Genomic DNA, 12,253 nt, shown 5'->3' on the forward strand with positions numbered 1-12,253 from the left:
GGAGTAGAGAAATCGGAGAGTCGAAAGGAGGCCGGAACGTAATGGAAAAGCAGACGTTCATCGAGGCGTTCGGGATGCTGCATCCCGCGGACGCTTCACTTTACGGGGCGGAGCGGGAGGCATGGGATCGGCTGGCCGGCGATTCCGGCCAGGCCGGCCTCGTACGCGAGATCAGGGAGGAGGGAGACCGGCTGCTCGGGGGCCCGATCCCCCCGCTTACGCGGGAGCTGTTCGATCTTTATAGGACGCAGGGAACGCGGCTTGAATATGAGAGCGTTTATTTTGAGCGCAGACGGCGGCTGACGACGTTCGGTCTGCTTCGTCTGCTCTACCCGCAGGACGAGAGATACGCAGCGGCGCTCCGGGCCATCGTCAGGGAAGTACTGGCCGAGACGACCTGGTGTCTGCCGGCGCATATGACGGGGGAGACCGCGGAACGCGGCATCGATCTGTTTGCGTCGGAGACCGGCTTCGCGCTCGCGGAGCTGCTGGTCCTGAGCGGCGATCGGCTGGAGCCCGAGCTCCGGGCCGACATTCGCGCGCAGGTTGACCGCAGGCTGTTCACGCCTTATCTGACGATGGGCCCCTATCACTGGGAGACGGCGGAGCACAACTGGGCCGCCGTATGCGCGGGATCGATCGGGGCGGCGGCGCTGCTGCTGGAGCCGGACGCCAAGCGGCTTGCCGTTATCATCGGCAAAGCGATGAAATCGATGGATTGCTATCTCGCCGGATTCGGCGAAGACGGGGCTTGCCTGGAAGGACTGGGCTACTGGAATTACGGCTTTGGCTATTATGTATACTTCGCCGATCTGCTGCATCGCCGGACCGGCGGCGCTATCGATCTGCTGGCAGGCGCCAAGACGAGGGAAATCGCGCTGTTCCAGCAGCGCTGCTACCTGATGGGCGATCTGACGGCGAACTTCTCCGATGCGGCGCCGGACACGCCTGCCCGTCTCGGGCTGTCCGCCTACCTGGCGGCTCGCTACGATGATGTCGAGATGCCGCCCGCATCGATCCGGGCGGCCTATACGGAAGACCACTGCGCCCGCTTCGCGCCGGCGCTGCGCGAACTGCTCTGGTACCGGCCGGACGCGCATGCAGACCTCATGAGCGTGGCTGCGGCCTGGCCCGACGGAAGCAGGTATCTGGCCGACGCGCAGTGGCTCGTCTCGCGGCATGCTGGTCCGGCGGGACGCTTCGGCTTTGCCGCCAAGGGCGGCCATAACGCCGAGCCGCACAACCATATCGACGTCGGCCATTTCATCGTGCTGGCCGAGGGAGAGCCGGCCTTCGCCGCCGATCTGGGACGCGGCGAATATACGTCCGCCTACTTCGGCGAGGGCCGCTACGCGTACGACTGCAACGGCGCGCAAGGTCACTCGCTGCCTGTCGTAGGTGGCCGGATGCAGCAGGCTGGGCGCGATCGTGCGGCCGTCGTGCTGCGCCACGACGTATCGCCGGAGGCCGATCTGCTGGAGCTGGAGCTGGCGGGCGCATATGATGCGCCGACGCTGGCATCGCTGGTGCGGCGTCTCGTCTGGGACAAGACCGAGCTGCCCGTGCTTGAGCTGCGCGACGTATTCTCTTTCGAAGGAGATGGCGGACGGGACGTAGAAGAAGTTATTGTGACCAGATGCGAGCCGCGGCAGGTTGAGAGCGGCTGCCTGCTCCTGAAGGGGAGCAAGTATAATGTCAGGCTTGAATACGACGGAGAACTGCTGGCGCCGACTGTGGAGCGGCGAACGTTCGCCGGACATTTCGGCGAGGAGCAGCATTATTACCGAATCGGCTTGAAGACGGCCCCTGTGGACGAGGCCAAGACGCTCGAGATAGCTCTGCGGCTTCGGTTCGATGCGGCGGGTCGCGAGTGAGCGCTTGTTGGACGAAAATACGTTTTAACGGTATCCCCTTGGGACAGGAAGCGTGCGGGAATCGTGGTTTATGGCGTTTTAACGGTATCCCCTTGGGACAGGAAAAGGCAAGGAGCGCAGCCCTATCTCGCTTGATATGATACAGTCCGAACGAGACAATGAGAGTCGTCCCTGACCGAACGGGATACCGTTCAAACGTGGCAAAGAGAGTCGTCCCTGACCGAACGGGATACCGTTCAAATGTGGCAAAGAGAGCCGTCCCTGACTGAAAGGGATACCGTTCAAATGTGTCAAAGAGAGCCGTCCCTGACCGAACGGGATACCGTTCAAATGTGTCAAAGAGAGCCGTCCCTGACTGAAAGGGATACCGTTCAAATGATCGCGGTGGGAGCTCGGTTTCCTTGTCCGAGGGCTAACCACCTGCAATTGGGAGAGTGCGAAGCGTGACGGAAATGCAAGCTCGAATGCTGGAAGTGCGGCTGATGACGGCGGCTGCCGCCTGGTCGGAGCCGCTCTTGACCAGCGGATTGTGGACGCACGGCGATATTAGAAATAATTTTTATGCGGCATCCAGCCTATTCGCGGCATGCTGCGATCCGGAAGTCGAGCCTCCCTGCGACCGGCAAGCAGGCAAAGCATTGGCATCGGGCGTGCTGCTGTCCGTGCTGGCGCTGCAGGATGCCGATTCCGGGAGTCCGACCTGCGGCCATTGGCCGCTCGGGCTGGACCCCGAGCCCCGGCTCGCGCCGAAAAACCCGCTGCCCGCCGAGCTGATGGGCTGTCTGTTGATCTGGTTCGCGGACCGTTATGGCGCGGAGATGGACCCGCCGCTTGCCCAAGCGGCCGCAGCGGCGATCGACAGGCTGTACGGCAGCGACTATTATCGGGTCGCGCAGCGGACCTTCGGCCATCATGAGGCGAAGTATACGGCCACGAAGCTGCTGCTCGGCGATCGGTACGACGATGCGGAGCTGCGCGAGGCGGGCTTGCGCGATCTTCGCCTGACGCTGACGCGCATCCGGGAGCAAGGCATGGCGGAATACGGCGCCCTGCCGTGGTTCTGGCATTGGATGCAGGCGTTCGTCTGCGTTAAAGACGTCGTGCGCGATCCCGGCATCCGGGAGGCGGCCGCGGAACTGCTGGACGAGCTGTGGACCTACCGCGCCCGGCATTACATGGGCGGCGCCTGGGCCGGCGGCAGGATGCGGAGTCTGCCTGCGGATCTGCCGCGGGACGGCAACGTCGCCTTCGACTACGTGCAATTCGGGGATTTCGCGCTGCCCGGGATGTTGCCCCGCGTCGAGTATGCGGGATTTCTGCTGCACGAAGCGCCGGAGACCGCCCGGCTGGTCGCGCTGGATCGGTCTGCGCCGGCGGAGACGAAGCGGCGCATCCGCCCTGCCGACGAGGGACGGGAGCCGCTGCACAGCTACCTGTACCGCACGCGCCTGTTCGCCGTCGGCGGCTTGCTGGAGCGGGCGACGGAGTTCGACAACGAGCAGCATCGCTGGGAGGTGACGCTGCCGCTCGGCGCTGTCCGAGGCGCGAACAGGCTCTACTTTTTCCCGCCCGGCGACGGATATTCGGCGGGCGATCCGCGCCATGCGTCCGATGGCGGAGAGACGCTCTACCACCGCGGGACGGCGATCGCGCTATACCCTGAGGCGAAGAACGGGATTGCGGGCGTGCTGCCGAAGGGAGAGTGGATCTTCCGGGAGCGGGCATGGTACGGGTATGCGGAGGATGTCCTGCTGGCGGTCTACCTGCTGGGCGAATGCCGGGCGGCAGAGTCGGCGGTTCGCTACGATTGCGAGGGCGCAGCCGGCGCTCACGGCTTCGTCGTCGAGGCGGCCGACGCTGCGCATGCGGCGGACCGCCTCGGCATCGCCGGGCAGGACGACGGCGACCCTCGCGGCATACTTCACGCGTATGCCGAACGGATGGACGGCCGCGCGCCGACATGGTCGGGCGCAGGGGAGAACGGCGGCGTGCTGGCTGTCGTATACGAGACGCTGGACGGAGAACGGCTCGAGCTGACCGCGTCGGCAGGGGCGCCGCCGGTCCGGAGGCTGAACGGAGCGACGCTCGGTCTGGCGGACTACGTCGAAGGCATCTGACGGTCCGGCCCTCTCCGATGCGCGGCGGATGCAAGTCAAGATTGTCTTCAAAAAGATCAAAATACCGTCACTGCGCGTGGCGGTCTTTTTTTATAATGATCGTGCTACCTAGAACAGGGGGCGGCATATGCGCGCTTTTCCGATTAAGCTGGCGTTCTTCCGGACGATCCGCGGCAAGCTGATGGTCGCTTCGATCATATGCATTCTCGTGCCGGCCGTCCTCACGATGCTGATCTACAACTCCTTGACCGAGGAGGCCGTGAAGCGCCAGGCAGTATCCAATGCGGCGGATTCGATGCAGCTGGTGAACGGCTCGGTGAGCAATCTGCTGCAGAGCATGCTCAATATCGAGAACTACATTCAGGTCAACGCCGACATGAACGCTTACTTCAAGCAATATGCCCAGCGCGGCGGGGCGACCGAGTCCGATCCTTATCTGAACTTCACCGCGGTCAACCGGATTTTGCAGCAGCTTGAGAGCCTGACGGCGGTCGGGGAGAAAAGTTATGTGAGCATTCTGCTGCCGGACGGCACGGCGTTCACCAACTATTCGACGGACGACTTCAATCCGCGCGCCATCATGAAGGAAGCCTGGTTCAAGCGGCTCAAGGATTACAGCGGCTTCAGCACCTACTGGGTCGGAACGACGAAGACGACCTTCCCGTACGACAAGCCGGACAGCCCGTATCAGATCTCCGTCGCACGGACGCTGCGGCTGGAGAATTCGTCCATCTACGGCTACGTCATCGTCACGATGATGGAGAGCAAGTTCAGCCGTATTCTGGGCGGTGTCAAGGATGGCAGAGAGCTGCTGATGGTGGACGGCGAGGGCAAAATTCTGTCGGGTTCGGACCGCGGCAGAATCGGCGAAGTATACAGGGACGGACAGACCATCCCGGGTACCGCCAAACGTCCGGGCTCCGTCATATTGCCGCAAAAAGGCGGCAAGGCGCTCGTGACCGAGATGAAGCTGCCGGTCAACGACTGGCGCCTCATCTCCGTGCAGCCCTACAAGGCGGCGATCGTGAACATCAGCTCGATTTTTAACCGTGTGTTCACGGTCCAGCTTGTCTCGTTCGCTGCGTTCCTGCTCCTGCTGCTCGCCTTGCTGCGAACGTTCACGCACCCGCTTGTCCGGCTAGGACGCGTGGCGAATACGGTCCAGCGCGGCAATCTCGAGGTCCGCTCCGGCGTGCGGGGCCAGGACGAGATCGGCCGGCTCGGCTTCCTTTTCGACCAGATGCTCGACCGTGTCAAGGACATGATCGCGGAGGTGTCGCATACGCAGGCGCGCAAGCGCAAAGCCGAGCTGGCGATGCTGCAAGCGCAGATTCATCCGCATTTCCTTTTTAACGTGCTGAATTCGATTCGCATGAAGGTGATGCGGACCGGCGACGCGGAGAGCGCCAAGATGATCGGCTCGCTGTCCAAGCTGCTCCGGATGACGATCAGCCGCGAGGAGGACGCGATCACGCTGCACGAGGAGATCGAACTGCTCGTGAACTATGTGGACCTGATGAATTTGAGGCAAAAAGAGGAGGTTCGCCTGTCGCTCGATATCGAGGCGGACGCATTTCTCGTGAAGGTGCCGCGTTTCTGTCTCCAGCCGCTCGTCGAAAATGCGCTGATCCACGGACTCAGCCGGAGCGCCGGTCTGATCCGAGTTCGGACGGCCAGACACGGCCGGGAGCTGAAGCTGACGGTCGAGGACGACGGAGCCGGCATGGACGAAGCGCAGCTGGACGAGCTTCGGGACAAGCTGACAGCGGCGGAGGGCGGGCCCGCGAAGGAAGGCGGCGAGCTGTCCGGCTTCGGCATGGCGAACGTGGCGGAGCGAATGCGGATCATGTTCGGCGACGGATTCCGCATGGACGTCCGGAGCATGCCGGGCGAGGGCACCGAAGTGATCATGACGATTCCCGTCAGGGATGACCCGTCGTCATCGTGAGGACGTCAGTGGGGAACTGGTCGATTATGGAGCGAAGTGAGGCGGAGTGCGGAGTGGATGCGGAGTGATTGCGGAGAATAGCGCTGAGTATCGAATAGGTCAATGATAGCAAGGGAGAGGAGATGGCGAGATGACGAACAAAGCAGGCAGCGGACCGGATACGGGAGGAGTGACGGGAGGAAAGGCGGAAGGATGGGCAGAGGAGGCTTGGCGTCGGTCGCTTGTCAAGACGAAGGTTAACGCCCGGCGGATCGGCGCCAACTTCCCGCATGCGAGCCAAGGCGGCACGTACACGCTGGAGCCGCCGCACTGGTGGACGGCCGGCTTCTGGCCGGGCATGCTCTGGCTGCTCTGCGAGGGCGGCGGGGAAGCCGAACTGCGTGAGGTCGCGGAAGCTTGCGAGGCGCGGCTCGACGAAGTGCTGGACGGCTACGACAAGCTGGATCACGATCTCGGCTTCATGTGGATATTGACAAGCGTCGCGAACTACAAGCTGACCGGCAGCGAGCAGTCGCGCAGGCGGGCGTTCAAGGCGGCGAACTACTTGATGGGCCGCTTCAACCTGCAAGGCGGCTACCTGCGGGCCTGGAATCCCTGGCACGAAGGCGAGGACAACGCGGGCATCGCCATCATCGACTGCGCGATGAACGTGAACCTGCTCTACTGGGCGTCGCGCGAGAGCGGCGATCCGCGCTATCGCCATGTCGCCGAGGCGCATATGCGGACGGTGCTCGCGCACTTCATCCGACCGGACGGTTCGGTGCGCCATATCGTCCGCTTCGACCCGGAGACGGGTGCGGTCGCCGAATACCTCGGCGGCCAAGGCTATGCGCCCGAGTCGGCCTGGTCGCGGGGCGCGGCCTGGGCGCTGTACGGCCTCGCGCTGGCCTGCCATCATACGGGCCGAGCGGAGTATGCGGACGCGGCGAAGCGGGTCGCGCATTTCTTCCTGGCGCAGCTGCCCGAGGACAGGGTGCCGCATTGGGACTTCCGCGCGCCGGCCGAGACCAGGCATCTGCGCGATTCCTCGGCGGGCGCCTGCGCGGCCAGCGGGCTGCTGCTGCTGGACAGCCTGCTGCCGGCGGCCGAGCGCGGCGCCTACCGCGAGGCGGGCGAGCGGATGCTGGAGTCGCTGTACGCCGGCTACGGATCGTTCGACGATCCGGATGAGCAGGGGCTGATCCTGCGCGGCACGAGCCACTATCCGGAGCGCAAAAATCTCGACGTGCCGCTCATTTACGGCGATTACTTCTTCATCGAAGGTCTCGCGCGGCTGCGCGGAGCGGACATGATTCCCTGGGAATAAGAAAGGATGGCGCACGCATGGACGGAACGAGCAAGCACCCCTTGGCAGACAACCCGCTGCGCACGCGTGCGGATCTCCAAGCCGCCTTCGCACAGCTGACCGATCCGCTCAAGCCATACTACAGCGAGGGCGGCGCGCGGCTGCTGCTCGGGGCGACGGGCGCGAGCTACGCGCCGGAGGTCGCGCAGATGGAAGGTTTCTCGCGCGTGCTGTGGGGGCTCGTGCCCTTGATCGCGGGCGGCGGCAGCGACGCGGAGCTCGAAGCGATCTATCGGCGAGGGATCGACAGCGGCACGGACCCGCTGCATCCCGAATATTGGGGAGCGGTGCAGGATTACGACCAGCGGCTCGTAGAGATGGCGGCATTCGGCTACGCGCTGGCGATGGCGCCGGAGCGGCTATGGCATCCGCTGCCGCAGGCGGTCAAGGACAGGCTGTACGCCTGGCTGGGTCAGATTAACGCGCATCCCGTTTACGACTGCAACTGGCTCTTTTTTCAGATTCTCGTCAATGTCGGCTTCCGCAAGCTGGGGCTCGCCTATGAAGCCGAACAGACGGAGCGCAATCTGGACCGTGTCGAGCAATTTTACATGGACGAGGGCTGGTATGCGGACGGCGCGGGGGGACACAGCGATTACTACGTGCCTTTTGCGATTCATTACTACGGTCTCCTCTACGCCAAGCTCATGAACGAGGAAGACCCGGCGCGCGCTTCGCGCTTCCGGGAGCGGGCCAGGACGTTCGCGGGCGGCTTCGCCCACTGGTTCGCGGCGGACGGCCCGGCGCTGCCTTACGGGCGCAGCATGGCCTATCGCTTTTCCCAGGGCGCATTGTGGGGGGCGCTGGCGCTCGCCGACGAGGAGGCGCTGCCGTACGGCGTATTGAAGGGGCTGCTGCTGCGGCATCTCAGATGGTGGTTCAAGCAGCCGATCTTCGGTCCCGACGGCGTGCTGACGATCGGGTACGCGTATCCGAATCTGGTGATGGCGGAAAACTACAACGCGCCGGGCTCGCCGTATTGGGCCTGCAAGGCGTTCGCGCCGCTCGCGCTGCCCGAGGATCATCCGTTCTGGACGGCCGAGGAGCAGCCGCTGTCCGAACTGCCGCCCGTGTCCGTGCAGCAGGCGCCGCATCTCGTCTTGTGCAGGAGTGCGGACGGCGGGCACGTCGCCGCCTTCAATGCGGGCCATCTGTCGACCAACGAGCATACGCATACGTCCGCCAAGTACGAGAAGTTCGTCTACTCGACCGCCTTCGGCTTCAGCGTGCCGCGGGCCGAGTGGGGGCTGTCGCAGGGCGCCTTCGACTCGATGCTGGCGCTCTCCGAAGGAGACAATCTGTATCGGGTGCGGCGGAAAAATGAAGAGACCCGGATCGACGGCGATATCCTGTTCGCGAGATGGAAGCCTTGGGCGGACGTGGAGGTACGCACATGGATCGTCGCCGGTCTGCCGTGGCATCTGCGGCTCCATCGGGTGGAGACGGCGCGGCGGCTCGATGCCGCGGAGGGCGGCTTCGCGCTGAAGCTCGAGCGCGGCGTGACGCATGCGTCCGGCGAGGGCGGGGTATTCGCCGCCGGACCCGCAGGTGCGAGCGGCGTCTACGATCTGCTGGGAGCGGGGCGGGAGCCCGAGCTGGTGCAGGCGCAGGCCAACACGAACTTGCTCCATCCGCGCACGGTCATCCCCATGCTGCGCTGCGTTCTGGAGCCGGGCGTCCACTGGCTGTTGTCCGCAGCGGCAGGTACGACGGGAGCCGAGGCGACTCGGGCGTTCGACCCGGCGGGCTGGCGCACCCGCTTCGAAGTGCGCGCGACCGATGAGGAGATCCGCATCGGGACGCCGCTGGGCAAGTCGCTTGAGATCGGCCGGCATTGATTCAAATTAAAAACGGGACGCGCAGAGGACTCTGCGGCGTCCCGTTCGTTATTCAAGCATTTCGACGATCAAGCTTCAGCGCTCAGTACCAGGCCGGTGTCCGGATACAGCGATTGCAGCTGCATCTGGTCCGTATAGATCGCCTCGCGGAGGGGAATCATCCGCCAGGGAGCCTGCTCAGCGATCGGCTCGGCCACTCGGCGCCAGCCCATCGGAGAGTAAGCGGCGTCCAACCGTTCCCGTATCGCGGGATCGAGCTGCAGATCGCGCTCCGATTGGAGACGGAGGCTGAGGCTCTCCGACTTGTCCCGCAGTTCCGTCATCGACTGCTCCGACGGAGCCGCATATACTTTGTCCACCGCCTGGTTCACCTCGATGGCCTCGCGCACGACGGTAGAGGCGGCCTCTGCCGCGCGCCTGACGTGAGGGGGCACCGGGAGGGGAGCGGGCGCCCGGCGCGACTCATCCTCATAGGTGAAGTAGCGGCGGTGCTCATCGTCCAAGACGTCTTGGAACGGATTCAGCGCCGCTGTCCGGTTCACCGGTGCGACGCGGGCGAGTCTGGCCGTACCGTTCATGCTGCTGAGTCGCGTAGCCATGTGGATGTCCTCCCTCGTATCGTGTTGCACATAAGTACAGCTTTGCAGTGCTTGTTTCCTTGGACGTGTTTTATGTCCAATTACCCTGTCGTTAGGAGGGTGAAACATCTGCTTCGCGTGAAAACTGTTCAAGACGATAGCCTACAAAAGTCAATTATGATAAACTACTGTGCGAGAGTATTGGTAAGGCTTGGCTTTAAAGCGATGCAATGCTAACGAATGCCGGCGCTGCCAACCGAAGCGCGTGAAGCGCTATCCTACGACATAGAGAGTGACGTGCACATGACGGATCAATTGATCGACCATGTAACCGCCGAGGGCGCGGTTTACTTTATTTTCGGCGCGACGGGCGACCTGGCCCGGCGCAAGCTGTTCCCGGCGCTCTACAGCCTCTACCGCGAGGGCAAGCTCGGCGACCGCTTCGCGATCGTGGGCCTCGCACGCCGTCCCCGCACGGATGAGCAATTCCGCGAGGACGTCCTCGATTCGATCAAGGAATTTTGCCGGTACAAAATTAAGGAAGAGCAAGAGTGGCAAGGCTTCGCCGAGCGGTTCAGCTATCACTCGCTCGACATCGGCAACGTGGACGGCTTCCGCGAATTGCAGACGTCGACGGAGGCGCTCGAGGCGCGCTATTCGATTCCCGGCAACCGTCTGTTCTACCTGGCGCTCGCGCCCGAGCTGTTCGGCACCGTCTCCCGCAACCTCCGCGACGGCGGCATGCTGGAGAGCGCAGGCTGGCACAGACTGGTCATCGAAAAGCCGTTCGGCTACGACTATCCGTCCGCGTCCAAGCTGAACGAGGAGATCCGTCATGTGTTCCGCGAGGACGAAGTGTTCCGCATCGACCATTACCTGGGCAAGGAAATGGTGCAGAACATCGAGGTCATCCGCTTCGCGAACGCCTTCTTCGAGCCGCTCTGGAACAAGCAGCATATCGCCAACGTCCAGATCACGCTGGCCGAGACGGTCGGCGTCGAGGAGCGCGGCGCTTACTACAACAAGTCCGGCGCGCTGCGCGACATGGTACAGAACCATATGCTCCAGATGCTGACGATGATCGCGATGGAGCCGCCGAGCCACCTCGATCCCGAGGCGATCCGCGACGAGAAGGTCAAGGTGCTGCGTTCGCTGCGCGGCTTCAAGTCGGGAGACGAAGTGCGCGAGCGCGTGATCCGCGGCCAGTACACGGCCGGCGAGCTGAGAGGCCAGGCGCTCAAGGGCTATCGCGAGGAGGATTCGGTACCCCCGGATTCGACGACGGAGACCTTTTTCGCCGCTCGTCTGTTCGTGGACAACTTCCGCTGGGCGGGCGTGCCGTTCTACGTCCGCACGGGCAAGCGGCTCCCGGTCAAGTCGACCGAGATCGTCGTCGAGTTCAAGAACGTGCCCGGCAACCTGCTGTTCGCGAGCCGTCAGCAGCTCCAGCCGAACCTGCTCGTCATCCGGGTCAACCCGATGGAGGGCATCTACATCCGCATCAATGCCAAGAAGCCGGGCAACGAGATGACCGTCCAGCCTGTGGCGATGGAGTTCTGCCAGAGCTGCCAGGTCGGCATCAATACGCCCGAAGCCTACGAGCGTCTGCTCTTCGACGCGGCGCGCGGCGACTCGACGTACTTCACCCGCTGGGACGAGCTGGCCGCCGCCTGGCAGCTGGTCGATCCGATCGCGGCGGCCTGGCAGGAGCATGCTTCGGACCTGGCCCAATACTCCGCCGGCGCTTGGGGACCGCAGCAGGCGCACAAGCTGCTGCACCAGGACGGCTATCACTGGTGGCCGGTCAACGGGCAGGATGAGGACAATGTGATCTGGGTGAGCAACTCAGGCAAGTAAATTCAAGCAGGTACATTCAAGGCTGCCCGCCGGTGCGGGCAGCCTTGATTCGGAGGAGGAGCAGACGGATGCCGCGCATATACGACATCAGCATGACGATCGAAGAAGGCATGCAAGTATGGAAAAACTACGAGGCCAAGAAGCCCAGCATCTCGAATGTGCAAAATCACGACCAGGGCAAGCCGCATGAGAGTCTGCTGACGATGAACGTGCATACGGGGACGCATGTCGACGCCCCGCTGCATATGCTCGCAGGCGGCGAGACGATCGAGACGATCCCGCTGGAGCGGCTGGTCGGACCTGCACGCGTGCTCGATCTGACGCATGTCAAGGAGTACATTACGAAGGAAGACCTCGTGCCGTTCAACATTCAGAAGGGCGAACGGCTGCTGTTCAAGACAAGCAGCTCCTACAGCGAGCAGTTTCTGATGGACTTCGTTTACCTGCGCGAGGACGGCGCGCGTTACCTGGCCGACATCGGCGTCGCGATCGCTGCCACGGACGCGCTCGGCATCGAGCGTGCGCAGGAACAATATCCGACGCATCGCACGTTGATGCGGGCAGGTGTCGTCATCGTCGAAGGACTGCGGCTCAAAGACGTCGAGCCCGGCTCGTACTGGCTCGTCATCGCGCCGCTCAAGCTGACCGGCATCGACGCGGCGCCGGCGCGGGCGCTGCTGATCGGAGACTGAGCTG

Annotated in this window: 8 protein-coding genes; 7 read left to right on the forward strand and 1 reads right to left on the reverse strand. The window is 63.6% G+C overall.

The window, feature by feature from the left end; translation table 11 throughout:
* Positions 1-41 precede the first annotated feature (41 nt).
* The 5 genes from VQ071_RS21770 to VQ071_RS21790 all read left to right on the forward strand — a co-directional run bounded on the left by VQ071_RS21770 (position 42) and on the right by VQ071_RS21790 (position 9,122).
* Positions 42-1,874: a hypothetical protein gene (locus VQ071_RS21770; RefSeq protein ID WP_340516338.1), complete on the forward strand. Its 1,833-nt coding sequence runs from the start codon at positions 42-44 to the stop codon at positions 1,872-1,874.
* A gap of 443 nt (positions 1,875-2,317) precedes the next feature.
* On the forward strand, positions 2,318-3,991 hold the full coding sequence (locus tag VQ071_RS21775; RefSeq protein WP_340516339.1) for a hypothetical protein: 1,674 nt from the start codon (positions 2,318-2,320) through the stop codon (positions 3,989-3,991).
* Between the two features lie 127 nt (positions 3,992-4,118).
* The gene (locus VQ071_RS21780; RefSeq protein WP_340516340.1) at positions 4,119-5,939 is read left to right on the forward strand and encodes a cache domain-containing sensor histidine kinase; all 1,821 of its coding nucleotides are present in this window, start codon (positions 4,119-4,121) and stop codon (positions 5,937-5,939) included.
* Between the two features lie 130 nt (positions 5,940-6,069).
* Entirely contained in the window at positions 6,070-7,245 is a 1,176-nt protein-coding gene (locus VQ071_RS21785; protein ID WP_340516341.1) for a glycosyl hydrolase, read from the forward strand.
* A 17-nt stretch (positions 7,246-7,262) separates the two neighbouring features.
* Positions 7,263-9,122 (forward strand): DUF2264 domain-containing protein, encoded by a 1,860-nt coding sequence (locus tag VQ071_RS21790; protein ID WP_340516342.1) that lies wholly within the window; start codon positions 7,263-7,265, stop codon positions 9,120-9,122.
* Positions 9,123-9,190: 68 nt separating this feature from the next.
* On the opposite strand, the gene VQ071_RS21795 is transcribed toward VQ071_RS21790, so the two are convergent.
* A complete protein-coding gene (locus VQ071_RS21795; protein ID WP_340516343.1) occupies positions 9,191-9,721 on the reverse strand; it encodes a hypothetical protein in 531 nt (176 codons plus the stop codon).
* A 282-nt stretch (positions 9,722-10,003) separates the two neighbouring features.
* On the opposite strand from VQ071_RS21795, the gene zwf reads away from it, so the two are divergent.
* Complete coding sequence (zwf, locus tag VQ071_RS21800; protein ID WP_340516344.1) at positions 10,004-11,557, forward strand: glucose-6-phosphate dehydrogenase; 1,554 nt, start codon at positions 10,004-10,006, stop codon at positions 11,555-11,557.
* A 68-nt stretch (positions 11,558-11,625) separates the two neighbouring features.
* Complete coding sequence (locus VQ071_RS21805) at positions 11,626-12,249, forward strand: cyclase family protein (protein WP_340516345.1); 624 nt, start codon at positions 11,626-11,628, stop codon at positions 12,247-12,249.
* Positions 12,250-12,253 lie beyond the last annotated feature (4 nt).

The sequence above is a fragment of the Cohnella sp. 56 genome (genome assembly GCF_037963805.1).
In the GTDB taxonomy this organism is placed as follows: Bacteria; Bacillota; Bacilli; order Paenibacillales; family Paenibacillaceae; genus Cohnella.

Excerpts from the sequence above, each read along its gene's own strand:
- VQ071_RS21795 (WP_340516343.1), bottom strand. The coding sequence starts at position 9,721 with ATGGCTACGCGACTCAGCAGCATGAACGGTACGGCCAGACTCGCCCGC.
- VQ071_RS21785 (WP_340516341.1), top strand. The coding sequence starts at position 6,070 with ATGACGAACAAAGCAGGCAGCGGACCGGATACGGGAGGAGTGACGGGA.
- VQ071_RS21770 (WP_340516338.1), top strand. The coding sequence starts at position 42 with ATGGAAAAGCAGACGTTCATCGAGGCGTTCGGGATGCTGCATCCCGCG.
- VQ071_RS21780 (WP_340516340.1), top strand. The coding sequence starts at position 4,119 with ATGCGCGCTTTTCCGATTAAGCTGGCGTTCTTCCGGACGATCCGCGGC.
- VQ071_RS21805 (WP_340516345.1), top strand. The coding sequence starts at position 11,626 with ATGCCGCGCATATACGACATCAGCATGACGATCGAAGAAGGCATGCAA.
- VQ071_RS21790 (WP_340516342.1), top strand. The coding sequence starts at position 7,263 with ATGGACGGAACGAGCAAGCACCCCTTGGCAGACAACCCGCTGCGCACG.
- zwf (WP_340516344.1), top strand. The coding sequence starts at position 10,004 with ATGACGGATCAATTGATCGACCATGTAACCGCCGAGGGCGCGGTTTAC.